The following is a 26,761-nucleotide window of genomic DNA, read 5'->3' on the forward strand; positions in this document are numbered from 1 at the left end:
CAAGAATCACAATAAGGTTATTGATTTGTAAAAGTAATTATAGAAAAATAATGAATCTAGATATTTAATAAGTGAATGAATTATAGGCCTAAAGTAACGCCATGACTTCACTGACTATTTGGCTCTTACTAAAAATTAATCAAATTCTTGCCTATTCTTAATTGAGTAACGATAGTTTAAATAAGCGTAGTTTTTCCGCTTAGACTGTAGAATGGATCTCGGTTTGGGGAATATAAACGGAGTTTCTCCGTTTATGCAAGGTAAAATGGTCTATTTTCATCTTTTTCGATTAAATAGGCGGAATCCTTCCGCCTATTTAACCTATTTTTAGTGTTATTCCCTCAAGTAAGAGGAATTTCTCCGCTTATTTAGTAGCTTATTTCCTGGGGATTCTTGAAGATTTACAAATTGCTTAGTCGGTTGCTTATCTTGGTATAAAAACGCTTGTCTCCAAGCATTTTTTCTTGCTGTTTACTTGCTAAATTGTTTTTAACCCTAGTGCTAATGACTATACGAAAAGCAATGTTAATCCTTACTTTGTAATTCCAAACAGAACCCTTTATTATGATGCGGTTTTTACATCTATTACGTTACAATGGAAGATTTAATCGTATGGTTCCCTACTTCTCCATCCTGAAGCTGCCGCTTTGCTAGTTTTCGATATAAATCATGATGTTTAACTAGCTCATGATGTGTGCCAACTCCTGATATGATTCCACCGTCTAACACAACGATTTGATCTGCGTCTACTACCGTTGAGATTCGATGTGCAATAACAAGTGTTGTTCGCCCCTTCATTAAATGCTGAAGAGCTTTTTGGACAAGGAGCTCTGAGGCACTGTCCAAGTTAGAGGTTGCTTCATCTAATAAAAGAATCTTTGGATCACGTATTAAAGCTCGAGCAATTGCAATTCGTTGTCTTTGTCCACCAGATAACTTGATCCCCCGCTCCCCAACCTCGGTATCAAAGCCTCCTGGAAGACGGGAAATAAATTCTGAGGCATTGGCAAGCTCTGCTGCTGCCTTCATTTCTTCCTCAGAAACATCTCTTTCCATTCCGTATATAATATTCTCTCGAATCGTTCCCGACATCAATGGGCTTTCCTGAGATACATAGCTAAATTGACTACGCCATGACTTTAAATTAAACTCTTTTATATTTGTTTTTCCAAATAAGATTTCTCCTGAGTTTGGAAGATAAAATCTTTCGAGTAAGGCAAATAAGGTTGTTTTTCCACTTCCGCTTGGACCAACAAATGCTGTCGTTTTCCCAGTAGGAATCGATAGTGATATGTTGTTCAGGATAGAGTTGTCTTTTTTATATCCAAAGGTTACTTCTTTGAATTGAATATCTTGAGAAGAATTTATTACATGAAGATGTTCAGCACTTGGTTCCTTATTAGAGGCTAAAATCTGCTGAACTCGCTCAGCTCCTCCCATCGCCTTCTGAAAGGCTGTAAAAAAGCCTGCCATTTGACTAAAGGGGACGACAATTTGAAACATATAAATGATGATCGCAACAAGAGATCCGGCTGATAAAGCTCCAGATGCGACGCGAACACCGCCATAGCCAATTAATAGAACGAGAACAAGCATCATCGTAAAAGACATTAAAGGAGTAATAACCGCAAGAATTCGTGCTTCTTTTAAGCCATATTGAAATAAATGATCGATCCGTTTATTTCCCTTCGTTTGCTCCGTAGTTTCTGCCTGGAAAGCTTTAACTAGGCGAATGTCTGACAAAACTCTCCCTAAGTTTGCAGAAAACCCAGCCATCTCATCCTGAGTTAGCTTTGAAACTTTATACATTTTTTGCCCAAGTGGCATGATGATCGCAATAGAAACTGGAACAGCTATGAGCATGATTAATGTCATCTTCCAGTCTATTATAAGAAGAATAACAACAGATCCAATGATCGTAATTAAGCCAGTAATAAAGGTAATTAAATGCTGCGTAATTAACGTTTTAATAGTATTTGTATCCTGAGTAATCCTGCTCATCGTATCTCCGGATTCATGTTGATCAAAATAAGGAATTGGAGAATGAAGCACATGCTGCCAAAGTCTTTTTCTAATAGATGCGACAATTGACTCCCCTAAATACGTCATAAAATAATAGGAAAATCCTGATGAAACAGTTTGCACAACAAAAGCAACACCCAACAAAAGGATAACGGATAATTCTAAGGCTGATTGTGAGAGCTGATCCACCAGTGACTTTGTAAATAGAGGGACAATTAGTCCAGCCCCAGTCTCGAGTAAACTAAGAATAACAGCTACACATAATATTTTTACAGGTGGTTTTGACTCTTTAATTAAAAGCCAAAAAGTCCGAACATGATCTGCTTTAGGAAGGTTTCTTTGTTCCGTTTTCATTCCTTACATTCACACCTTTCTTTTTTAAATAAACATCTAAAGCCTTCGCCATCCATTCTTCCTCTTCAGCTGAGAATGGGGAATGAAACAGCCATGTATCATCTTCCACTTCTTTCTCTGAGATCTCTTGAACAAACCCAAGATCATCACCTGTTAAATCTTTCACAAGCAACATCATTTCACCAATCAGTTTTTGAACTTGATTCTCCTCTGGATTTAGACTAATTAGCTTTTTTAATTCCGTTGATATTTCTACCCACTTTTTTTCTAATTCCAACTGTTTGCTTTCAGGCACACTATATATTTCATTTACTAATTCTTCATCTATATAACCTTTTAGCCACTCTTTCTGCTCATGTTCCATTTGAATCGTATTGATCAGCGTAATAAAGATAGACGGCTCAATTTCTTTACGATCTTCTACTATGTGAAGCGCATGATCCAATGCCTTAATCACATTTTCAATTTGTTCCTTCTTTTGAATCATCTCTTTCCTTTGAAAAGAAAGAGTATCCTCCAAATCCCAAGTTTCTTTTTGGAAAAATTCTTTAATTTGCTCCAAAGAATAACCTAAAAATTTGAGAGTAAGAATTCTCTGTAAAGTAACAAAATCTTTATTTGTATAATAGCGTCTTCCCTTTTCTGTAACATATGAGGGCTTTAAAAGACCTAGTTCATCATAATAGTGTAACGTGCGAATTGTTGTTGCTGTTTTCTTTGAAAATTCACCTATGGAATATTTATCCTTCATGGAAATTACCTCCAATTACCTTTATGTATCAATCATATAACCTTACGTAACGTTAGAATCAAGATAAATCTAATCAATTCGTTAGTTTTTTTATGGATTATGAAAACCAACACTTAAAAAAGGTAATAAAAGGTGTTATTTTCCTTCAGCTCCTATCACTTAACTAAACTAAAATGATACTATTAGAATTAGTTAAAATCTTACAACAGATTCCTAAGAAAGCGGGGCATTGCTTTGGCAATTGTAAATCCTGAAAATATCCTTAATCCAAAAGTAGCTTTTACGAAGAATATTAATATAACAAATGGAACACATATCTTGTATCTACCCTCTGATCCTGAAAAGTACATTGAAAATGTAACTTCTTTTATTTCTAGTGGATTAACCCTTGGACAAGCAGTTGTAATTATTGATCAAAGGGAAACATTCGAACGAATCGTTCAAAAGCTTTCTCACAAAGGATTTAGTCAGGAGCAAATAGATTCAATTATTTTCACAGAGCATAATGAATTCTATCAATCTTCGGAAATAATGGATGCAAACTCCTTGTTAGGTAATTTTTCGGGTTTGCTAGAGCCTCTTGTAAATAGCGGAGTACCTATTCGTGTCTGGGGTAAAATAACGTGGCTTCCAGGACAATGTTGTTTAATGGAAAAACTTCATAAATATGAAGGAGCTGCAGATGAATTTATTGATAAAACAAAATGTTTAACTGTCTGTGCTTATGATCCTAATATACCTTCGACAGTTCTTATGGAGATTATGAGACATCATCAATACATTATGTCAGATACTGAGTTGGCTGTTTCGGGTTTTTATAAGAGGGAAAAGCTAGCACCTTCTATTGCAATGGAGGAAAATTTAGAAAGTTCCATTTCACGACTGAAAGATATACAAAAGCTTTTCACGGCTTTTATTGAAGAAATGCCAGATTCTGTTTTTATTACCTCAAAGGATGTTATTGTGCATATTAATAAATCTGGATTAAAGCTAATGGGCCAGGAATTAATTGAGTTAGTTGGTAAGTCAATATGGGAAATCACTGAAATTTCAAGTCATAACCTGATAAAAGATACATTTAATAAGATAAAAAGTGGTAAAACGGCATTACCTACAGAAATAAAATTAATAAAATTAGATCAGTTAACCGTGGACATTGAATTTGTTTCCTTTCCTTTTATATTTGAGGATTATTTAAATGACACAGTCATAACGATTGTTAGAGATTTAAAGGAAAGAAAAGAAAGTGAAAAATTAGCAATTAGAAATGAAAAGCTTGGTATTGCTGGAGAGCTAGCTGCTAGCATTGCACATGAAATTCGTAATCCACTTACTGCAATTAAAGGGTTTTTAAAGTTAGCAAAAGAAGGGTTTTCGAAAATAGATATTTATTCGATCCTTGATAGTGAAATTGATCGAATTGAAACAATAGCTAGTGAGCTTTTAGTGCTTGGAAAACCCGTATCAGAGAAAAAAATCAGATCAGATATTAGTGAATTACTTAAAAGCGTCTGTACCTTGATGTCATCTCAAGCTAATATGAGAGGCATTCATGTTGATTATACAATTCTGGAACCAAGCCTCTTCATCCATTGCAATGAGGAACAAATAAAACAAGTCTTTATTAACCTTATAAAAAATGGAATAGAAGCAATAGAATCAACTGGTAGTGTAGGTATTCAGGTGTACGCTCAAAACAATCATGCTGTTATTAAGATTATAGACAATGGCAAAGGAATACCCGCACATATTCAACATAAGCTGGGAGAGCCTTTTTACTCTACCAAGGAAAAGGGCACAGGATTAGGAATTATGGTGTGCTATCGAATTATTGAGCAGCACAATGGAACAATGGAGTTCTCCTCTAAGGAAGGGGAAGGAACAACTTTCATTATTAACTTGCCATTAAGTAATAGTAGTCTATAGACCGTTTAGTTACAAAATCTGAACTGAATAGAATTGCCGACTTCTCATCTTAGCTTTATCTCATTAAAAAGGAGCATAGATTTTTCATAACCTAATGCTCCTAAGTTTAGTCCTTTTTTATTTTCTTGCCCATGCAGTTATTGCCTTTATATCCTCAGGCTTCGTTCTACAGCAACCACCTATGATTTTTGCACCTGCATCAAACCAACGTTGAGTACTATAGGAAAATTGATTTGTAGAAGATGGTTTATCCCATGTTTTACTTGTTGCATCATATTCCTCGCCTGAATTAGGGTAAACAATAATGGGTTTAGAGGTTTTTCCCTTTATTTCTTTAATTAACGTTTCAATGAAGTTTGGAGATGAACAATTAATCCCAATGGCAGCTACTTGCTCTTCCCCATCTAGCTCTTTTGCACAATCAGCGATGCTCTCTCCATTGCTAATATGTACTTCATCTTTTGCACTAAAGCTGATCCAAGCATAGATCTCCGGAAATTCCTTTAAAACTCTAACGATTGCTTTTGCCTCTAAAAGACAAGGAATCGTTTCACAAGCAAGGATATCAGCACCCGCTTCTACCAAGATTTTCATTCTTTCTCTATGAAAAACGACCAATTCTTCTTCATTTAATGGATAATCACCCCGATATTCGGAGCCATCTGCAAGAAACGCTCCGTATGGCCCAACAGAAGCAGCCACTAGCGGCTTTGGTCGATTTGAGGGCTGATGAACCTCTGCCCAAAACTCATCACGGGCCTCTGCTGCAAGGTGGACAGACTTTTTAATTAACTCAATTGCCTCTTCGTCGGATAAACCTCTTTCTTTATATCCTTCAACAGTGGCTTGGTAACTTGCTGTTATGGCACAATCTGCACCAGCTTTAAAATAATCTGTATGAACCTGCTTAATTAATTCTGGATTTTCTAATAGTATTTTGGCTGACCATAATCGATCATTTAAGTTGCATCCATAATTCTCAAGCTCAGTTGCCATAGCTCCATCAAGTATCATCATCGGGAAATCCCTTAAAATTTGTTCAATCGGGTTCATTTCATCCTTTTCCTTCCTACCGTAAAGCTACAAGAAGGAATCAAACCATTACTTCTTTAATACTTTACTTAAAAATTTCCTCGTTCTTTCAACGCTAGGATTGCTAAAAATTTGTTCTGCCGTTCCTTCTTCAAGAATTATTCCATCTTCCATAAAAACAACTCGGTCAGAGATCTCACGTGCAAAATTAAGCTCATGAGTCACAATCAGCATTGTATTTCCTTCATTTGCAACAGCTTTTATCACGGATAAAACTTCATCAACTAATTCTGGGTCGAGAGAGGAGGTTGGTTCATCAAACAATAACACTTCTGGATTTAATGCTAGCGCTCTAGCAATTCCAACCCTTTGCTGTTGTCCTCCTGAAAGCTGTGCTGGATAATGATTTAATCGATCTTTCAAGCCAACCTTTTCAAGAAGATCTTTTCCTACCTTACTAGCCTCAACTGAATTCATGCGCTTCACACTGGTCAAGCCAATCATGACATTTTGTAGCACAGTTAAATTTTTAAATAAATTATACTGTTGAAAGACCATTCCTGTTGAAGTTCTTAGTGACAAAATATCTGCCTTACCTGCTGATTGAACATCTACTCTTTTATCATTAATCTCAACAACACCACTTGTAGGAGTTTCAAGGAAATTTATACAGCGTAATAATGTTGATTTCCCTGAACCACTTGGACCTAAAATAGAAACAACTTCTCCTTTGTTAATAGAAAGATCAATCCCTTTTAACACATGCTGCTGATCAAAGTATTTATGGATATTTTCTAATTTAATCATGAGGCAATCCCTCTTTCATATCTCCGGACACGTTTCTCTACTAAAACAAGTAATCTCTCAACAACGATACATAAAATCCAGTAAATAATCGAAACAGCTATATACACTTCAAAAAAGGCCAGTCCGCGTGAGCCCATAATTTTGGCTTGTCCCATAATATCAATAACGCCAATAATAAAAACAAGGGAAGTATCCTTAATCGTACTGATGAACATATTTCCCAGGTTAGGTATTGCGACTGTTAAGGCCTGCGGGAAGATGATTTTAAGCATCATTTGGGTTGAACTCATCCCTATTGCTTTAGCCGCCTCAAACTGACCTCGATCAACAGATTCAATGGCTGATCTGATCGTTTCAGACAAATACGCACCCAAATTAATTGAAAAGGCTAATAATGCATAAATCTCTGGAGCAATAATGTTCACATCAAAATTTTGAAGCAAACCGTATTCCGTTTGAATTAAATAAATTACTTTTGGTATGCCATAAAAAACAAGATAAATCTGCACCAACAATGGTGTACCTCTAATAAAAGAAACGTAAAAAGAAGAAATTGTCTTTAATACTGGAACTTGATAGATTTTTATAAGTGCTGTGGCAAGTCCAATAAATAAACTTATAATTAATGAGCCTACCGCAATGCCAATTGTAATTGGTAACCTTGCAACAACAGCAGGAAAGCTTTCTATTAAAAAACCAATATCTAATAAATTTTCCATTTTGAATTCCCTTCTTCAACCTTATTCAGGGATATATTCTCCACCAGTCCACTTTTTCGAAAGTTCAGCTAACGTTCCATCTTCTTTCAGTTGCTTAATAACAGGATCGACCAGTGCTTTTAATTCCTCACCCTGCTTCTCATCTTTAAATACAATTCCCATATCATCTTGAACGATAGGCTGTCCAACAATCTCTACATCAAGATCATATTTTTCCAAAACCGTATTAATCATGATTGGATCATTAACATAGGCATCAATGCGTCCATTTTGTACATCTTGTAAAATCTCTGAAGGAGTACCACTTTCGCTATATTTTAGAATAATGTCATTTTCAGCTTTCTTATTATGTTCTTCTAGCAAAAGCGTATAAGAATCGCCAGCCAACGCTCCGACCTTTTTACCCTCTAAATCTTCTATTGACTTAATATCTGTTCGACCAGATTTCACAACAATGACGGTTTCTGCAGCAAAATAAGATTCATCTGTAAATAAGTATTTCTCTTCACGTTCAGGTGTTTTTGCTATTTGATCTGCAACTGCTTGAATTTTATTTGATTCTAATGCAAGAAACATACTATCCCAAGGTGTAGCAACAAATTCAAACGTATAACCATCTAGCTTTTTATCAATTTCCTTCACTACGTCAATATCATATCCAGTAAGTTCATTGTTCTCATCAGCAAAAGCAAAAGGTGGATAATCATTTTGTGTTCCAACTAAAATGACTTTATCACCTGTTTCTTCTTTTGCAGTTTCTTTTGATGAACAACCACTTACTATTCCAGCTAAGCCTAATAGTGCAATCATTGGTACAAGTAATCGAGATTTTCTTTTCATTTCATTGACTCCTTTTTTCATTATGATGTAAATATTAATTCTCACTAAATTCATAGGAATAATAGTGCTATTATAACGAATAGAATTGGTATTGCAATGATTATTTTAAATTTTATGTAAATTTCGAATTATTATATATGGCAATTTAGTCTTTCTCGGTTCTTTTATCAAACAAAAAAGCCTCCTTCAATCAGAAAGAGGCTTTTTCTATCTAAACCTTATCTCTCAGAATGAAACACTCTGCAGGAATTAGCACCTTTCATAAATGATGGTTGCTGGACGTCGTCGGGCCTGTCCCTCAGTCTCTCGTGATAAGATATTCAGTTTTTAGTATAGTATGATATTATTTAATATTAAGACTATTGTCAAACAATTTTTTACTAATATCCCATTTTTAGCAGAATTCCTATAAATTTAACCATTTAAAAGTCCAGGAATCTATTAAATTTTATTATTTTAAACATTGTAACATTACAACTGATGAAAGAGATAGGAGGCACATAGCTTGGAAAAGAAACACATTTTTGACGTAGCAATCATCGGTGCAGGAACGATGGGAATGGCAGCTGGTGCCTTTTTAGCACAACAGCAAGTAAAGACTGTGTTAATTGATGCCTTTGATCCGCCACATAATCGTGGAAGCCACCATGGAGATACTCGAATGATTCGGCATGCCTATGGTGAAGGCAGACAGTATGTAAGCTTAGTTAAACGTGCTCAACAATTATGGGAGGATTTAGAAGCACAAACTGGCTATAAGATCTTTGAGAAAACAGGTGTTATAGGACTCGGACCAAAAGACTCTGCATTTCTACAGGAAACAATTGCTGCTGCAAATAAATATGAATTGCCATTAGAGGTACTTACTAGCAATGAGGTGAAGAGAAGGTGGCCGGGATTTTCTGTTCCAGAACATTTTATTGGATGCTTTGAAGCAGAATCAGGGTTCATTTATAGTGAAAATGCTATTCAAGCCTACAAAGAAATCGCTATTCATCATGGAGCACAGCTTGAGACAAATACTCCTGTTCAGCAAATTGAAACAGATCATAAATCTTTCGTTAAAATCATAACTGAAAATAAGGTGTTTTGGGCTAAAAAGGTCATTGTTACTGCTGGTGCATGGGCATCTAAGCTGTTGCCTGATTTAGCACTTCCTATTCAGCCAACTCGTAAGGCCTTTGGCTGGTTTAACACACCTGCTGACCTTTATGATATCAGTAACTTCCCGTCTTTTTATATAGAGGATAAGGAAAATATGTGTTACGGATTTCCAAACATAGCTGGAACAGGTCTTAAAATTGGCAAATCAGATGGTGGACAAGCAATTGATCCAAACAAGCATACTCAGAATTTTGGACATTATCATACAGATGAAGAAGAGCTCCGGTTTTTCCTTAAAAACTACATGCCTGAAGCAAATGGAGCCTTGAATCAAGGTAAAACGTGTTTATATACACTTTCAAGCGACAATGATTTTATCATCGATCACCATCCTGAGCATGATCACATCATTTTTGCTTGTGGCTTTTCTGGACATGGTTTTAAATTTGCAAGTGTACTGGGAGAAGTATTAAGCGAGTTAGCTGTAATTGGACAAAGCACATTTGATCTTTCAATTTTTTCACTTAAGAGGTTTGGTAAGTAATAATTTTTCAGAATATACGAAGGCCTGTAATGTAACAGGAAGAACTTTTATTTTACTAGTTTTCTTTACTGATCATCCTTCATCAATTCAACGAATATCATAAATATGAATAGCAAAACATTCATAGGAGTGATCGTTATGCCTATCGTTGATGGTACTTCTCTTGTTTATACGGTTAAACAAGGAGACACCGTGTATTCCATAGCCTCGAGAATTGGAGGAACTGTTCCTCTCCTAGTAGAAGCAAATGCGATCTACCCTCCTGTTACAGATCCATATCTCATCTTTCCTGGAGAGGTATTAGTTATCTCAACACCTGGTAATAGACAGGTGAATCACATTGTTAGTGCTGGTGAAACACTTAATAGCATTGCTCAACGATATTCAACAAATGTAGATTTACTTCAAGGGATAAATACACAAATTATTAACCCTAACGTTATTTATCAAAATCAAATTCTTCGCGTTCCTGCTCTTGTTTATTTAGTTGAAGAAGGAGATACATTAAACAAAATTGCCAAACGCTTTGGAATATCTTTATCAACATTACTTGATGCCAATCGCCAACGAATAGGTATCTCACCCGATGTGATTTATCCGGGATACCAACTCATTATCCCGCTTCCAACGTCTAAGAATATTGTTGTTTTTCAACCTTTACCCGGAACAGTCATTCGTGCTGGTCAGCAACTTTCAGGATTTGCCCGTGCCTTTGAAGGAGTCATTCTCTATCGTATTGTTGATGATAATGATCAAGTTGTCACTCAGGAAGCACCGATCCAAACAACTGCAGGTGCCCCTTCATATGGATTCTTCTCCATACCAATCACATTTAATCAGCAACCGACTGCTCGGTCTGGTGAATTATGGGTTTACACTCGAAGTCCACGAGATGGAAGTATTGAGGATTTAGTTCAGGTGCTTGTGAGGTTTTAGAAACCTTTATTGCAATTAACTCGAAGAGACAGGTATGTTTTTCAGTACCTGTTTTTTTAATGATTCGACATTTATCGGGAAGTGCCAGGCACCACACAAGAACTGTTGACAACCTTTTAAATAGGATATATATTTGTGATAATGATAATTATTATCAAATAAACTTATGTTAAGGAAGGGTTTACAAAATGACGGCTAAACGTAATATTTCATTACTCTCAACATTATTAATTGCGATCCTTATGCTTGTACTAGTTGGTTGTTCAGGTGAGCAAACAACTGAAAATACTGAACCAGAATCGAATGAGGAAACTAATACAGAAACAACGGAAAACGAAGAAGCAACAGCTGAATATCCAATCGTGATTGAACACGCATTTGGTGAAACGACTATTGAAGAAAAACCTGAACGCGTTGCTACAATTGCATGGTCAAACCATGACGTTGCTCTTGCTCTTGGTGTTGTGCCTGTAGGTTTCTCAGCTGCAAACTATGGTGTTCAAGATGATAGCGGTATGTTACCTTGGACTTCAGAAAAGTTAAAAGAACTTAATGCAGAAACGCCAACTATCTTTCAAGATACTGATGGTTTAGATTTTGAAGCAATTGCAGATGTTAATCCAGATGTTATTCTTGCAGCATACTCTGGTATTACTCAAGAAGAATATGATACATTAAGTGAAATCGCTCCAGTTGTTGCCTATCAAACGAGCCCTTGGGTAGCTTCATGGCGTGAACAAGTTACATTCAATGCCATGGGTATGGGAATGGAAGAAGAAGGTAAGCAACTTATTGCCGACACAGAGAAATTAATTGAAGAAAAAGCTAGTGAACATGCTGAAATTAAAGGGAAAAAGGCTGCATTTGTAAGTATTAGTGCCGAAGATTTATCTAAGTTCTACATCTACTCACCAGGAGACCCACGTGGTGCATTTCTTACTGAGCTAGGAATGGAATATCCTGAAAGTATTACAAGTCAAATAACTGATCCTAATAGTTTCTATATAGAAGTAAGTGCTGAAAATGCCGACATGCTTAACGATGCTGAAATTTTAGTATCATATGGTGATGAAAATACACTTGCAGCTCTACAGGCTGATCCAATCCTTGGAAAAGTCCCAGCAATAGAGAGAGGCTCTGTTGTGATTATTGGAGATAACACTCCACTTGCAGCAGCAGGTACTCCAAGCCCGCTTTCAATTGAGTACTCAATTGATGAGTATTTAACATTACTCTCAGAAGCTGTAAGCAAAGTGAAATAAAATGGATCATACATCCGTTTCAGAAAATAAGCAGTTACTTATACCGAAAAATTTTATAAAAGTACTTATACTTTCTATCGTTTTACTCGGTATATGTGTATTGGCTTCTCTTGCCTTTGGATCTCGCATAGTTGGATGGAATGAGCTAATTGATGGCCTATTCCATCCTGATGTGGATTCGCATGGAGCCAATGTTGTTCGCCAAAGAATTGCTAGAACAGTATTTAGTTTTATGTGTGGTGCTGCATTAGGAGTTTCTGGTGCTCTTATGCAATCGGTTACTCGTAATCCTATTGCAGACCCTAGCATACTGGGAGTTAACACAGGGGCAGCACTATTCGTCGTTTGTGGAATTTCTTTTTTAAATATTAGTAGTGCTAGTCAATACATTTGGCTTGCATTAGCAGGAGCAATTCTAACTGCCATTTTTGTATTCGGAATTGGTTCAATGGGGAGTGGCGGAGCCACGCCCCTTAAACTCGTTTTAGCAGGTGCTGCTACAAGTGCTGCATTATCCTCTCTTGTAATGGCCATTATGATTCCTCGCTCAAACGTTATGGATCAATTTAGATTTTGGCAAGTTGGTAGTGTCGGTGCAGGAAATTGGAGCTCAATCTCTCTTTTTATTCCTTTTCTTATTGTTGGAATCCTAATAGCCATCTTTACTGCTCCAGCACTAAATGCATTAGCATTAGGTGATGAAGCTGCTACTGGATTAGGTGTACGTACTGGAACACTTAGGCTTATCGCTGCCTTGGGAGGAGTACTATTGTGCGGTGTAGCAACAGCACTCGCAGGTCCTATTGGCTTTATTGGTTTATTAGCAACACATGTGATTCGACTCATGATTGGTCCTGATTTGCGATATGTTATCCCAATGTCTGCTCTTTCAGGTGCTATTATCCTAACAATATCAGATGTTTTCGGTCGAATTTTAGGAAGTCCTGGTGAGCTTGAAGTTGGTGTTGTTACTGCATTTATTGGGGCTCCTATCTTAATCTTAATAACTATGAAAGCGAAAATGCGTGCACTATGATGAATGAATCAATGAATCTTATTATGATAGGTAGAATAAAAAGACGTCGTCGTTTTGTCCTTGTAACTTCTTTACTTGCACTCATTGCCTTTGCACTTTGCTGCACAATGCTTATGCTAGGAAACACCATTTATCCTGTTTCAGATGTCATAAGTGTCCTACTGGGTGAGAAAGTAAAAGGTGCATCATTTGCAGTGGGAACAATACGCTTTCCAAGAATGGTTGCAGGTGTTTTTGCTGGATTTGCATTTGGTGTTGCTGGGTATGTTTTTCAAACGATGCTTCGTAATCCCCTAGCAAATCCTAATGTGATCGGAATAACAGCTGGTTCTAGTGCTGCTGCTGTTTTTTGTATCATCGTCCTTCATGCAAGTAATACCTTTGTTTCAATTGCTTCTATTATCGGTGGACTTGCTACAGTAATGGCTATTTTTCTCTTATCAAAAGGTACTTCTTTTTCAATTGGTAGATTAATATTAATAGGAATTGGTATTCAAGCCATGCTAAATGCTGTGGTATCTTACTTATTGCTGATTGGTCAACAGCATGATCTTCCAACTGCAATGAGATGGCTAAGTGGTAGTCTAAATGGAGCTAAAATGGAGGAACTGTACCCTCTTATGATCACAGTTCTTATCTTTGCCCCCATTATTATCGCGTTCGGAAAACGATTAGATATGTTAGAGCTTGGGGAGCAAGCTGCAACTTCACTTGGAGTTGATACAAATAAGACACGATTTGTACTTATTATCAGTTCGGTGCTTATTATTTCATTAGCTACCGCTGCAACTGGACCTATCGCATTTGTTGCGTTCCTTTCTGGACCTATTGCAAAAAGACTAGTTGGTGTAGGATTTTCAGGTGTGATCCCAGCAGGTCTTGTTGGCATCATTTTAGTTTTAGCATCAGATCTTATAGGACAATTCGCATTTGTTGCTAGATACCCTGTTGGTGTGATTACAGGCATACTTGGAGCACCATACTTGATCTACTTGCTTATCCGAATGAATCGAAAGGGAGATTTATAATGAAACCGACACATGCTTTTCAAGCTGAAGGAATCACTGCTGGATACGATAATAAAACGATTTTACATGATGTAAGTATTAGCATTCCAAGCAATAAAATAAGCATTATTATCGGCGCAAATGGTTGTGGTAAGTCTACCCTACTTAAAACAATGGCTAGACTTATTAAACCTACTTCCGGCCAAGTTACCTTAGGTGGAAAATCAATTCATAGCATTCCACCAAAGCAGTTAGCCCGTGTAGTAGGATTACTTCCACAATCCCCTATTGTTCCTGAGGGAATAACCGTTTCAGACCTAGTTGGACGAGGTAGATTTCCACACCAATCATTTTTAAAAGGCTGGACAAAAAAGGATTATGAAGCTGTTGCTGAAGCAATGGAAATGATGAAAATCACTGAATTTGCAGATCGACATATTGATGAGCTTTCAGGCGGTCAAAGACAGCGTGTATGGATTGCCATGGCTCTAGCACAACAAACAGACATCCTGTTTCTTGATGAACCAACAACCTACTTAGACATCACCTATCAAGTCGAAATTCTCGACCTACTAACAGACCTTAACCAAAAATATGGAACAACGATTGTCATGGTTCTTCATGATATCAACCTGTCCGCACGTTATGCAGATCATATTTTTGCTCTTCATAAAGGCAAGCTCGTTGCAGAGGGTGCACCAAAAGAGGTTATTACAAGTGAATTGATTGAGGATATATTTGGGCTGAATTGTACTGTTGTGGAAGATCCGGTTTCGGGTTCTCCTTCGGTGGTGCCGATTGGGCGGCATCATGTGAATAATATAGCGAATAAGGAATTGACTTTTAGTTAAAGAGTGGTTTCTCTGTTATAGGTTGCGGATAGTCCCTTACGTGGGATGTCCGCAACCTTTTTGTTGTGATGAGTAACAAACGGAAGGAAAATAAGCGGAAATTCTCCGGTTAATTGCAGCATGGGGCTCGTTTCGAAGGATATAAGGGGAAATTTTCCGTTTATTCAAATTAAAATCCACCATTTTCACATATTTCGGGTTAATAATCGGAATTTTTCCGTCTATTTAAGCTATTTTTAATGATGTTAGCAATATAAGCGGAGTTTTTCCGTCTTTTATCAAATCAGGTGCTTAACCTGATTCCCTAACCTATAAGAACGAACCCTCTTAACTCCAGATGCGGGAGTCAGCATCTTTTTCTCGACTAGTTGAGAAAGTACCTTTTTTACCGTCTTGTCACTTAGCTTCAAATACTTCTGCAATTCTATTGGGTATAGTTCTTCTCCTTTGCGAATTGCAAACCGAAGTACTTCCTTTTCGACAAAGGAAAGAGAGATCTGGTCCAGCTCTTCACCTAGCCAACGGCCAATCACTTGCTGAATAATTTGTTGGCATCGTCGAGGTTTCTCTTTAACTTGGTCATAAGAAAAGCGGATCACGGTCCATCCGTCAATCACCAACTGGTTTTGACGTTCTAGATTATCAGAAAATTGCCATCTGCTTATATTCTTTAAGTGAGGACCATACCCGTCAATCTCAAAACAAATCCGGATGCCAGGACGAATATAAGCAAAATCCAAAAACCTAATGTCTTCCTTGAAATCATTGACCTCATATTCTGGATGGAGATATTGAAAATGGTAAAATGAGGGCCACCACACTTGCTCCAAAAACAACCTTTCAGCCTGGCTGTGCCCTTCTTGTAAGCGCCGTAATCGTTCTCCGGTTCTTGCTTGCAAGTGAGCATTCATAAAGGCCTGATAATCTTCTTCAAATCCCAATGCATCGTTCCTCCTATCCAATAAATCCTCCATCCTCAAATCTTCTTCAATTTATCTTCAAAGACCTCCCAACTTCCATCTTTATTTTCTAGTAAAGGCATTCCACGCTATTCAATTTTCTCTTCCTTATATTCGACTTATTCAATTGTTTTGGCATAATAATATCCGAACCTCATACAAAAAATGTACTGCTCATAAGTATTGAAATAAAAATCTTCAAATGCAGAACGTCCACAACATGAGCATTTAACAGCATACATACTATGATGCCACGAAACAATCTCTCCTTTATATATTTAAATGGCACGCACTCTTTTAAAAATTAGTAGGTATAAATGTGAAGTAAAAATGTGGGAAATGTAATTTCGAATGGAGAAAATATAGTGCAGAAAGTTCTGAGGATAGAGTCAACTATAGTTTAAAAGTTTACCTAAAATTGTCAATTACTTTCTTTTATATTTGTCAATAAAACAATTTTCATTGTAAACTTTTAGCTTCCTCATAGCTTTGGAGAGGTATTGGATTAAAGTTAAATTACTTGTGGTACGGTTCCCTCACCGCCCTCATATCTAAAATAAATCTCAGTAAGATCTATACTCAGGTGCATTTCACCAATAGTAATATTCATTAAACCTATCACTAATCCATTCGTCTCCTTTTCAAATACGAATGACTTGTTCATAGTCACTTACCTCTTCGCAGTTCTTTTGACAAGGATTATAGTCAAGTCAAATAGCTTTTAGTAAAATTAACAATTAAAATTTAACAGAATCAAAATTAAAAATAAAAGCCGTTTTGCCCCGCACTTTTCTAGTATAATGAACCATATTCAGATCATGCATATAATAATTCTTGAAGAGAATTCTATACATATGACGAAAAACCAAAAAATGAGGTTTAAAAATGAGTAAAAGAAGTTTTACGGACTACCATGTAAGTGAAGAAATCAAAAGAGCACTAACCGTGTTAAAATATGAAACTCCAACAGAAGTTCAAAGAGAAGTTATCCCATTAGCAATGAAAAATCAAGATCTTGTCGTAAAAGCCCAAACAGGAAGTGGAAAAACTGCATCCTTTGGTATCCCTGTTTCCGATATGATTGAATGGGAAGAAAAAAAACCACAAGCCTTAATTCTTACGCCAACTAGGGAGCTTGCAGTTCAAGTCCGCGAAGATATGACGAATATCGGAAGGTTTAAACGCATTAAAGCAGTGGCTGTTTATGGAAAAGAACCTTTTTCGAAACAAAAGGAAGAATTGAAACAAAAAACTCATGTAGTCATTGGTACCCCTGGACGAGTCATGGACCATATTGAACGAGAAACCTTAGTTTTGGATCAAATAAAATATCTTATCATAGATGAAGCTGATGAGATGCTTAATAAAGGTTTCATCGATCAAGTGGAAGCGATCATCAAAGAGCTGCCTTCAAACCGAGTAACAATGGTTTTTTCTGCAACTCTGCCTAAAGATGTTGAAAATCTTTGCCATAAATATATGAAAGATCCTGTTCAGATTGAGATTGAATCGACCAGGGTGACGGCCGTTACCATTGAACATTCTTTAATTGAAGTGAGAGAAGAAGAAAAGATCTCACTCCTTAAAGACGTCACGGTTGTAGAAAATCCAGACAGCTGCCTGATCTTCTGCAGAACCAAAGAGCACGTTGATACTGTGTATAGCGAACTAGATAGAGCTGGATACCCTTGTGAGAGACTCCATGGGGGTCTAGAACAAGAAGACCGTTTCTCTGTTATGGAAGGTTTCAAACTGGGGAACTACCGCTATCTCGTGGCCACTGATGTCGCTGCCAGAGGTATTGATATTGATAATGTGACACTTGTCATCAACTATGACGTTCCTATGGAAAAAGAGAGCTATGTACACCGAACTGGAAGAACAGGTCGTGCCGGAAATAAAGGAAAGGCCATTACATTTACGACACCTTTTGAAGGAAAATTCATTAAAGCTATTGAACGATACATCGGCTTTGAGCTACCAGCTAGAGAAGCTCCCAGCCATCTGGAAGTGGCTAATGGAAAAGCTGCTTTCGAAGAAAAACTTAGCGGCAGACGAGTTGTCAGGAATAATAAAACAGCCCGAATCAATCAAGTTATTATGAAACTCCATTTCAACGGTGGTAAGAAGAAGAAAATTCGTGCTGTAGACTTTGTTGGAACAATCGCAAAAATTCCTGGAGTCACAGCAGAGGATATCGGCATTATCACCATCCATGATCAAATGTCCTATGTTGATATTCTGAATGGCAAGGGCTCACTAGTTTTACAAGCCATGGAGAATGCGACTATCAAAGGAAAGAAGTTAAAAGTGAGTAAAGCTATTAAATAAAGTGCACGTGCTCCGCTTAACAGCTTACGAACTGTACGGCCCACATGAGATAAATCAAGAAGAAATTGCAAGGAAGATACGGGAGTACGTAGCTGTTTGGGCACTGGGGTCGGATTCAGAGACAAATGTCTTAAATAACGATCATAATCGCATACTTAGCTTACCTTTGAACAAACATGTAAATGAACAAATTCGAAACAATATTTTGAAGTCATTGAAGTAGATATAACGGAAATTATTAAATCTGGTGGGTCATTCTCAGTTGTACCCTACTACAGATTTTAAGAGCAGCTAAGTAAGGAAAAATACTATATGTCAGTAAGCTTTAGTAGCTGGCATATAGTATTTTTAGTACTATTATTTACATTATCTCCTAACTCAAGTCGTTGCAACATGAGTACTTGCTTTCCTCAGGGTGGATGGTAACCCTCCCTACGCAAGCACCTTCATGAGTCCACCTCTCCAACATAACCGGTAGGAGTCTCGTAATTCCGCTACAACTAACACCTTATAAAGTTAGTGCAAGTACAACAATCTACTAGAGCCTACCCTATTTTCCTATTTCACCTGATACACCTTAAAGAATTAATTAAACTTAGAAACTTGATTCAAATCAAGGAAAAACGTTCATTTATGTTTTATTCTAAGTTCACATCAATGTTTTTTTATAACGACTAAAGGTTTCTGGGGTGATATCCAAATAACTTGACAGAATAGTTTGAGGTACTCTTTTTAGAAGTTCAGGACGGTTTTTTACCAATGCTTGGAATCTTTCTTCAGGTAATTGTGCCTTAAAGCTTGCGTAATTTTTCTGTAAGTCAATGAACTGTTTTTGGAAGAATATTTTGAGCATTTCTCTGAATTCAGGTTGTGTGTTATCTAAGTCACGAGTCATCACTTCAGGACATGATACCATGATACAGTCTTCAAGACATGCGAGACTGTACATAGAGTCACCGTCCTCATTAGCATAGCTGACTATATTGATAGCTTGTTCATCTATATAAAAGTCAACTGTGGTTTCTTTTCCGTTTTCGTTACTGACATACTGACGAACACAACCTTTAATAAGGTAATAGCTCATACCTGGTTTATCACCTTGTTTTAATAGGACTGTCCCCTTTTTATATTTTTGTATAGGTATTTGCGTAATCAATTCTGAAATATCATCATTATTTAGATCAGTCATTTTTTTCAATGTTTCGGCTAAAATTAATTTTCCAAATACAATGTAATTCATTGCAAATCACCTTTCTGTTTAAGATTTCAGAAAATTTTAACACGTTTTTTTATTTTACTAAAGGGAGAATGATAAAACATGGAAAAAGAGTTTAGAAGGTATGAAAAAGTTATTGGGTTATGTTTTTTATTAGCGACTGTCACCTATGCAATTGGAAATCAAATGATTGAAAATGGGGTACACGGCCATCTAGAACTAAGTTCCACAAGATTAGGAATTGTGTTTGAATTAATTAATAGCTTTGCAGTTGTTATAATCGGTTGGATGAGTTCTAAAGTTTTAAAGTCTTATAATAAGTCAATTATAAAAGGGTATATGTTTGCAAGGTTTATAGAAGGATTTTTATTAGCAGTCGGAGCAATAAGTGTGTTATTACTATCTCAAGCCAATATTGAACCAATCCTCAAGCTCAGGGAGCTTTGCTTTTCACTAGCTATGTTGTCTCTTGGGGCATTTAGCAGCTATTATTGTTGGTATTTGCTGAAGAAAAGGCTAGCACCAAAATGGATGATGGGACTAGGGATTATAGGATATCTCTGTTTATTGATATATTCAATTATAACGCTTATCTCAGAACTTTCACCTATATGGCTCTTTACTCCAGGAGGTTTTTTTGAATTGATTTTCCCTATTTACTTAATTATAAAAGGGTTAAATCGTTCACGTCCATTCAATGATAGCTTGAATAATGGCCATAGTACATTTAATAAATAGACCTTGAATAACCTGAAAGCATAATGGTTAGTACTTGTTAAATTACATAACAAGTACTTTTTTATTTAGAACAATAATCTAAAACTTTTCTTGCAGTCTGATAATCGTTAAATTGTATAGGTTGAATTAATTTCAAATATTAAACCGTGATACCTGAACAGTAATTTTATAAATATTAAGCAAAGAGTGTATTTCCGGTGGTACTATATAAGTGTCTAAACTTGGTAAAATTGTAAAAAATGGATATGTTCTACTTCCTCATATATTTATCATCTTTAAAAATTTCTTTTTTAAGTGACTGCATGAAGAAAAATATATAAATCCCTAACTTTTTACTTATTTTTCCTTGACCCCGTACTATAGTACCGGGTGTACGATAATTTTGGGAGGAGATGGCAGAATTGAAATATCTAAAAATTAGCCAGGTGGCCAAAGCAGCTAATGTAAATATTGAAACTATAAAATATTATGAAAAGAGAGGACTTCTTTCCAAGCCAGAAAGGAACCGTTCAGGGTATAGGCTTTTTTTAGAATCAGCAGTGGATGATATATTACTCATCAAAAGGGCTCAGGAAATTGGCTTTACCTTAAACGAAATCAAACACATCTTAGCAATTATTAAACAGGATGATTATTTTCCAGCAGATAAAATGTATGCATTCTCTATAGAAAAAATTAATGAAATAAACGAGAGAATTTCTAGATTGGAATATTTCAAATCGCTGTTAGAACTAGGAACCTCTCGTCCTAACCAATCTTCCCTAAGGGATAAACATGATTGTCCTGTATTAAGTAAACTAAAAAAGGGTGATATTGATGAGCAAAAACATAGAAATTTTCACAGATAGCAAGCGCTTTTCGAATGAACTCGAAAATCAAGTGAAAGATTATGCATGCTCGCGATGTTCTTTACTCGTATATGATGCTAGTAACCCCTATACCAAAGATATAATGGAATCCAAGGTAGTACAATATGGAATAACCGAACTACCTGCAGTAACCATTGAAGGAAAATTAGTACCAATAGAAAAAGTAAAAAAGGGCAGTATTTACACCCTTATTCGACAACTTTTGCATAAAAAGTCTTAGTTGAAATATATTTTTTCTATTTTGTCCCCTCCTCCCTTGTATTATCATTAAATTTATTGAAGGAATTCCTTTTTTGAGAAACCTGATAAAATGCTTTTTTGCTATTTAGTAAAATGTAAACTGAATGGTGTAAAGATTAGGAAAAAACTCCCCTCTAATGCATCCGGATCATTTCTTAGTGCACTAGACCAGGTAAGGACAACCTTAAACCATTAAGAGAACCTAACTTACTTATGGTACGGTTCACCATGATGTATCTAAATGAGGTTTTTTAATACTTCTTTCAAAAATTCTGTTACTTTGCAGTATAGCCGCCATCAACAAGAAGTGTTGTACCATTCACAAAACTAGCATCATCGCTTGCTAAGAAAAGAACTGCCTTCGCTATTTCTTCAGGTTTTCCCAGTCTGCCTTGTGGATGAAGAGACGCTAAATATTCTTTCGTTTGGGAATCGACATTTGTGAGTAAAGGAGTGTCAACATAACCAGGGCAAACTGCGTTAATTCGAATACCTTCTTTTGCATAAGCCGTACATAAAGTTTTGTGTTAATAGCTTCACGCCGCCTTTTGCGGAGGAATAAGCCGTTGGATTTGGTAATGCAACAAAACTATGAATAGAACCTGCGTTAACAATAACACCGCCTGTGCCTTGTTTAAGGAATTGTTCAATCGCATATTTATCAGAAAGAAACACCCCTGACAGGTTAATATCAATGGTCCGTTTCCATTTGTCATAGGATAATTCATGGGCTGGCGCATCATCAGCGACTCCAGCATTTGCATACATAATATCTAATTTACCGTATTTATTCACCGTTTCATTAATCATCTTTTTGATCTCTTCTTCTTTTGTTACATCTGTTTTAATAAATAACGTATCATATCCATTCGCATTCAACTCTTCTGATAGGTTTTTACCTCGTTCAGCAAAGTCAGCAATGACCACCTTTGCCCCTTCTTCAGCAAAAAGGCGAACAGTTGCTTCACCAATTCCATTAGCCCCGCCGGTTATAATAGCTACTTTATTTTCAAGTCTCATTACAAGCACACATCCTTTCAATTTTAAAAACCATGTAATTAAAATAAACAAATGTTCTTCTTATCATTTGTTATCGCCCTAAAAAATATTCACTTGTTTGTCACAATTTCATCTTACTCCTCTGAGTTTGAAATACTATCCTACAAGATGCTGTATAATATTAGTGTGAAGACCCTCCATTTGTAGGATGCGTTTATTTGAAGGAGAAGAATTTCTTATGTCTCAGCCAATTCAAAAATATGAGGAAATTACGTTTCAACAATTCGTATTGTTTATCAAAACTCACAGCAAACAGATTGAAGAAAATATCAATACCTATCTAAATCTAGAAGCTTCCATTTCGGAGACAGATCGAAAAATTATTGAGGCACTGCTGCAATCATTTTTACAACTATTAACTAATCCTAACACGGAAGTTAGCAAGGAAAATTATGCGGACCACTTAGATATTTGGCTTCAATCCCAGCTGTCCATTTTAAATAGGAAAAGTTTTAACCTGTTTCAACTGCTTTTCGAAAAGTCGCTAATTACATTACTGATTCAAATAAAATATAACCGAATCTCTGCTGTATTAATGTTTTTATTATCTATTTTTACTTACCTTGTCCAGAGTTACAACAAGTGGGCAGATGAGAGTTTTTCAGTCATTACCAATAAAAAACCCCATGAAAATAGGGAACTTAAAAGACTCCAACTGTTAGACAAATTAAATAAGCTCCTGATTCGCTCTTCAGGAGTTCAAGACTTGCCATATATATTAAAAAAGTGTGAAGACTATTTTCATTATAAACGATGTGTTTTTTACGCTTATATTCCCTGGTCAAATCAGTTCTATGGTGTCATAGGTGCCGAACTTCCAAAGGTGCAAAGCATGAAAGGACAAATAACCGAGGAGAATATCTTTTTTAGTTCAAAAAAACCAATTTATTTAAAGAGCCCCCAAAATTATATAAAAAAAGAGCATATCAAATTATTTAATCTGTCTTCTATTATTTTTTTACCGCTCACTCATAAAAATCAATTGTTTGGGTGGCTTACTTTTGATCAGCTAGGGGAAGAATTTGATTGTTCGAAAGAGGAATTAGCTTTACTCGAGCAAGTGGGGAAACGTCTTGGATTATTTTTATCAAGAAAAGGAGACGCGGCAGCAAAAACCCCAGACCTTCATTTAACAGAAAGAGAAGCCAATATTCTCGATTTGCTTGCAGAAGGATATGACAATAAAAAAATGGGTGAATTATTGTTTTTAAGTGAGCATACGGTGAGAGATTATGTAAGCAGTTTAATGACTAAACTGAAAGCAAAAAACAGGACCCAAGTGGTTGCCTGTGCTTTTCGGTTAGGATTATTACATTAATTTTCAACCTATTTAGTATTTTTATCATTAAATGAGCGTTAAAAGAAGAGAAAATTGTAGATTTGAATTAATAAACATTTAGGTTTCGATATAGTTGTAGAATAAGTATAATTAAAGAGGTTGTTCAAAAAGAATTCTTAACACTTTAATTTATTCATCAATTGAAAACTATCTATTTTTGCCATGTTTTCTTTATTACTTTGTTATATGAAATCCTTTTCGTTTGTTTTGTTTAAAATATATGTACTTACTGTATATTTATACTTTGTTTTTGACATCTAAAGAATGATCGCACCAAAAGACGAGTGGAGAGATAAGTATGGAAAGAATTAAAAAATTCCTTTTATTATTGTTTCTGATAGTGTTTACTTGTTTGACAGTTGCTCCAACTGTTAATTTTGCAGTTCATGGTAATGAGATAACAGCAAAAAATGGGGTACTTGATTTACGTGATATAAATTTTGAAGAGCACAATTATATAGAGATGAGTGGGGAGTGGGGTTTATATTGGAACAAATTCCTCAAACCAGAAAAAGTACCGGATAATCCCTCAACTTTTGTTTCATTTCCTCATATGTGGATGGGTTCTGAAATGAACAATGAGACATTACCAGGTGAGGGACATGCCACATATACACTTAAAATAAAAGTAAATGAAGAGAGCTTATCAACTCATAAGGGCCTTTATGTACCGCTTATTTCGAATGCATCGAAACTATGGATCAATGGGAAATTAGTGAGTCAAATTGGTGAAATTGGTATGAGCTCAAAAGATGAACGTCCAACCTATAATCCACAAGTCATCACTCTTGATTTAGATAAGCCAGAATTTGATCTAGTTTTACAGGTTTCCAATTACTCTGAACGAAACGGTGGAATTTGGGGAGAGTTTTTATTCGGAAATGCAGAAGAATTAATAAGTATGGCTGAGAAACGAATGCTTAAAGAAATGTTTATTATTGGTGGTTTAACTATTTTCGGATTTTACCATTTTGTTATTTATATTCTACGTAGAACAGATCGAGCTGCTCTCTATTTTGGGATTCTTTGTTTACTAATTGCTCTTCGCTCGCTGATAGTCGGCGAGGTAGTTTTAACCGATCTACTCCCTAATTTCTCTTGGGAATGGCACAGAAAAATCGAATATTGGACGATTTCAATCGCGTTTCCAGTATTTTTATTGTTTCTTAATGCAATGTTTCTTAACTATATAAAAAAATCCATTTTACAAATGTCCTTTTTTATAAGTTTACTTTATTCTTTATTTGTCTTATTTACACCTGCTAAAGTTTTTTCGTATACGATTAACTTTTATCAACTGATCATGACAGCGATGATGTTGTATGTACTTTTTGAATTGACCAAAGCGTGGAAGCGAAATGTTCCAGGTGTAAAGGTTTTATTGATCTCAACCGTCATTTTTACTTGTACAGCCTTAAATGATGTCCTTTATTACAATGAATGGATTCATACAGGTGATTTTACAAGTGTTGGATTATATATCTTTATCTTTGCTCAGTCCATCGTTCTTGCTATTAAATATGCATCTACCTTTCAAAAAGTTGAAAGCCTGTCTATTCGTTTAGGAGAACTAAATAACACCCTTGAGGAAAAAGTGCAAATAAGAACTTCTCAACTGGAGCGATCACAAAATGAACTAAAACAACTGAATCAGAAGCTCGAAATTCTTTCAAACATTGATACTCTAACAAATGTTCCGAATAGACGGTCACTCAACCAAAATTATGAAGAGGTTTGGGAGATGAACAAGGATTTATTGAAACCAATTACGGTATTTATGATCGATATAGATTGTTTTAAGCTTTTTAATGATACATATGGTCATCAAAAAGGGGATGAGGTACTAAAATTAGTCGCTCAATCATTGAAAAATAGATTGGATATGGTTGGAGGATTCTTTGCAAGGTATGGCGGAGAAGAATTCTTTGCTTTATTAGATGGGAAATCCGTTGAAGAAGCCGTTGATATAGCTAAAGATATGAATGATGTCATTCATAAATTAAAAATCCAACATAAAACTTCAACGGTTACAGATACAGTAACAATTAGTATCGGAATTGCCCATTCTACTTCTGCAAATCTAGTAGAAAAAGAGCAACTAATCAGTAAGGCTGACGAAGCTCTTTATCGTTCAAAACAAATTGGCAGAGATTCCATATCGTTGTTTTATCAGAATGAAATTAAACATCTGTAAGTATCTCGATATTGTGGAGAAAATCTAACATAACAGACTAAATTATATTGGAATTCACAAATATATCCCACAATATCTCGCTTGAAAAAGCATAGAGTTTATGGATTTGAGCTTTTCCAAATCTCTATCCTAATCTTTATATGGTATACTTTAACGGAATTAAGTGGAAATTAAACCTATTATGAACTTTACTGTTTGGATTAGATAAACTTATGTAAAAACTATAGGAGTATTTTTAAAACCGTATTTCGTATGCTCTAATATCTTCAATCTTCGCTATATCATCTGAATGCGGTAATGTATTACTATTAAGTACTTTTAAAGAAAGAATAAGCTTATTTTTTTGGTTGGGAGAACTCCATACGAGGAATATCCCTGTTCTCTTTTTAAGATGTAATGTACTGACATATTCATTTAAATTTCATGATTATTATCGGTAACTATTTCTAGCATGTATTGTTCATTATCATTATAATTGATTATTTCTATTTCACTTACAATAGCATGTACACATAAACTCACTTTAAGATTCTTTAATGGAATTTGAATATTGGGTAGTACTTTCTAAGTAGTGCTGATTCGTAAATGAAGAGCCTAACCCATTTTGATTAAGATTTAGGCTCTT

The 26,761-nt window shown here is 35.8% G+C and carries 22 protein-coding genes, 1 pseudogene and 1 riboswitch; of the genes and pseudogenes, 13 read left to right on the forward strand and 10 right to left on the reverse strand.

The window, feature by feature from the left end; translation table 11 throughout:
- Positions 1–585: 585 nt before the first annotated feature.
- Together D9842_RS19950 and D9842_RS19955 are read right to left on the reverse strand one after the other, a co-directional pair.
- Positions 586–2,376: an ABC transporter ATP-binding protein gene (locus D9842_RS19950; protein WP_121664044.1), complete on the reverse strand. Its 1,791-nt coding sequence runs from the start codon at positions 2,374–2,376 to the stop codon at positions 586–588.
- Positions 2,348–3,127, reverse strand: a complete 780-nt coding sequence (locus tag D9842_RS19955; RefSeq protein ID WP_121664045.1) for a MerR family transcriptional regulator — start codon at positions 3,125–3,127, stop codon at positions 2,348–2,350. The genes D9842_RS19950 and D9842_RS19955 overlap by 29 nt, the downstream gene beginning before the upstream one ends.
- A gap of 234 nt (positions 3,128–3,361) precedes the next feature.
- Between D9842_RS19955 and D9842_RS19960 the strand changes: the two genes are divergently transcribed.
- Complete coding sequence (locus tag D9842_RS19960; RefSeq protein WP_121664046.1) at positions 3,362–5,053, forward strand: ATP-binding protein; 1,692 nt, start codon at positions 3,362–3,364, stop codon at positions 5,051–5,053.
- Positions 5,054–5,170: 117 nt separating this feature from the next.
- Here the strand turns inward: D9842_RS19960 and mmuM are convergent, their stop codons facing one another.
- Genes mmuM through D9842_RS19980 form a run of 4 tightly spaced genes read right to left on the reverse strand, consistent with a single transcriptional unit; the run spans position 5,171 to position 8,451 of the window.
- Positions 5,171–6,106, reverse strand: coding sequence for a homocysteine S-methyltransferase (gene mmuM / locus D9842_RS19965; RefSeq protein ID WP_121664047.1), 936 nt, complete (start codon positions 6,104–6,106; stop codon positions 5,171–5,173).
- 48 nt (positions 6,107–6,154) lie between these two features.
- Positions 6,155–6,892: an amino acid ABC transporter ATP-binding protein gene (locus tag D9842_RS19970; RefSeq protein ID WP_121664048.1), complete on the reverse strand. Its 738-nt coding sequence runs from the start codon at positions 6,890–6,892 to the stop codon at positions 6,155–6,157.
- Entirely contained in the window at positions 6,889–7,611 is a 723-nt protein-coding gene (locus D9842_RS19975; RefSeq protein WP_121664049.1) for an amino acid ABC transporter permease, read from the reverse strand. The genes D9842_RS19970 and D9842_RS19975 overlap by 4 nt, the downstream gene beginning before the upstream one ends.
- Before the next feature lie 21 nt (positions 7,612–7,632).
- Positions 7,633–8,451, reverse strand: coding sequence for a transporter substrate-binding domain-containing protein (locus tag D9842_RS19980; RefSeq protein ID WP_121664050.1), 819 nt, complete (start codon positions 8,449–8,451; stop codon positions 7,633–7,635).
- A 215-nt stretch (positions 8,452–8,666) separates the two neighbouring features.
- Positions 8,667–8,769: riboswitch (SAM riboswitch) on the reverse strand.
- 187 nt (positions 8,770–8,956) lie between these two features.
- Between D9842_RS19980 and solA the strand changes: the two genes are divergently transcribed.
- The 6 genes from solA (at position 8,957) to D9842_RS20010 (ending at position 15,191) form a co-directional block, all read left to right on the forward strand.
- Positions 8,957–10,099, forward strand: coding sequence for an N-methyl-L-tryptophan oxidase (gene solA, locus D9842_RS19985; protein ID WP_121664051.1), 1,143 nt, complete (start codon positions 8,957–8,959; stop codon positions 10,097–10,099).
- Between the two features lie 138 nt (positions 10,100–10,237).
- Positions 10,238–11,035: a LysM peptidoglycan-binding domain-containing protein gene (locus D9842_RS19990; RefSeq protein ID WP_121664052.1), complete on the forward strand. Its 798-nt coding sequence runs from the start codon at positions 10,238–10,240 to the stop codon at positions 11,033–11,035.
- 188 nt (positions 11,036–11,223) lie between these two features.
- A complete protein-coding gene (locus D9842_RS19995) occupies positions 11,224–12,297 on the forward strand; it encodes an iron-siderophore ABC transporter substrate-binding protein (protein ID WP_121664053.1) in 1,074 nt (357 codons plus the stop codon).
- A gap of 1 nt (position 12,298) precedes the next feature.
- Positions 12,299–13,333, forward strand: coding sequence for a FecCD family ABC transporter permease (locus tag D9842_RS20000; protein ID WP_121664054.1), 1,035 nt, complete (start codon positions 12,299–12,301; stop codon positions 13,331–13,333).
- Positions 13,330–14,361: a FecCD family ABC transporter permease gene (locus D9842_RS20005; protein WP_121664055.1), complete on the forward strand. Its 1,032-nt coding sequence runs from the start codon at positions 13,330–13,332 to the stop codon at positions 14,359–14,361. Before D9842_RS20000 ends, D9842_RS20005 begins: the two co-directional genes overlap by 4 nt.
- Entirely contained in the window at positions 14,361–15,191 is an 831-nt protein-coding gene (locus D9842_RS20010) for an ABC transporter ATP-binding protein (RefSeq protein WP_121664056.1), read from the forward strand. The genes D9842_RS20005 and D9842_RS20010 overlap by 1 nt, the downstream gene beginning before the upstream one ends.
- 278 nt (positions 15,192–15,469) lie before the next feature.
- Here D9842_RS20010 and D9842_RS20015 read toward each other — a convergent pair whose 3' ends face one another.
- Together D9842_RS20015 and D9842_RS26070 are read right to left on the reverse strand one after the other, a co-directional pair.
- Positions 15,470–16,132, reverse strand: a complete 663-nt coding sequence (locus tag D9842_RS20015; protein ID WP_121664057.1) for a DNA-binding response regulator — start codon at positions 16,130–16,132, stop codon at positions 15,470–15,472.
- A gap of 529 nt (positions 16,133–16,661) precedes the next feature.
- Positions 16,662–16,814 (reverse strand): hypothetical protein, encoded by a 153-nt coding sequence (locus tag D9842_RS26070; RefSeq protein WP_162987519.1) that lies wholly within the window; start codon positions 16,812–16,814, stop codon positions 16,662–16,664.
- A 221-nt stretch (positions 16,815–17,035) separates the two neighbouring features.
- Between D9842_RS26070 and D9842_RS20020 the strand changes: the two genes are divergently transcribed.
- A complete protein-coding gene (locus tag D9842_RS20020; RefSeq protein WP_121664058.1) occupies positions 17,036–18,481 on the forward strand; it encodes a DEAD/DEAH box helicase in 1,446 nt (481 codons plus the stop codon).
- Between the two features lie 649 nt (positions 18,482–19,130).
- Here D9842_RS20020 and D9842_RS20025 read toward each other — a convergent pair.
- Entirely contained in the window at positions 19,131–19,721 is a 591-nt protein-coding gene (locus tag D9842_RS20025) for a Crp/Fnr family transcriptional regulator (protein ID WP_121664059.1), read from the reverse strand.
- Between the two features lie 78 nt (positions 19,722–19,799).
- On the opposite strand from D9842_RS20025, the gene D9842_RS20030 reads away from it, so the two are divergent.
- From D9842_RS20030 to D9842_RS20040, 3 genes are all read left to right on the forward strand, one after another.
- Positions 19,800–20,435 (forward strand): DUF4386 domain-containing protein, encoded by a 636-nt coding sequence (locus D9842_RS20030; RefSeq protein ID WP_121664060.1) that lies wholly within the window; start codon positions 19,800–19,802, stop codon positions 20,433–20,435.
- A 392-nt stretch (positions 20,436–20,827) separates the two neighbouring features.
- A complete protein-coding gene (locus tag D9842_RS20035; protein WP_121664061.1) occupies positions 20,828–21,283 on the forward strand; it encodes a MerR family transcriptional regulator in 456 nt (151 codons plus the stop codon).
- Positions 21,252–21,524 carry a hypothetical protein gene (locus D9842_RS20040; protein WP_121664062.1) on the forward strand — a complete coding sequence of 91 codons (273 nt, stop codon included), beginning with the start codon at positions 21,252–21,254 and terminating at the stop codon, positions 21,522–21,524. The genes D9842_RS20035 and D9842_RS20040 overlap by 32 nt, the downstream gene beginning before the upstream one ends.
- 295 nt (positions 21,525–21,819) lie before the next feature.
- Here D9842_RS20040 and D9842_RS20045 read toward each other — a convergent pair.
- A pseudogene (locus tag D9842_RS20045) lies at positions 21,820–22,564 on the reverse strand (SDR family NAD(P)-dependent oxidoreductase).
- Positions 22,565–22,781: 217 nt separating this feature from the next.
- Here D9842_RS20045 and D9842_RS20050 point away from each other — a divergent pair.
- Positions 22,782–23,921, forward strand: coding sequence for a LuxR C-terminal-related transcriptional regulator (locus tag D9842_RS20050; RefSeq protein WP_121664063.1), 1,140 nt, complete (start codon positions 22,782–22,784; stop codon positions 23,919–23,921).
- Between the two features lie 319 nt (positions 23,922–24,240).
- Positions 24,241–26,136 carry a sensor domain-containing diguanylate cyclase gene (locus tag D9842_RS20055; protein WP_121664064.1) on the forward strand — a complete coding sequence of 632 codons (1,896 nt, stop codon included), beginning with the start codon at positions 24,241–24,243 and terminating at the stop codon, positions 26,134–26,136.
- The last annotated feature ends 625 nt before the right edge of the window (positions 26,137–26,761 follow it).

Source organism: Metabacillus litoralis, from assembly GCF_003667825.1.
Classification (GTDB): Bacteria; Bacillota; Bacilli; order Bacillales; family Bacillaceae; genus Metabacillus; species Metabacillus litoralis_B.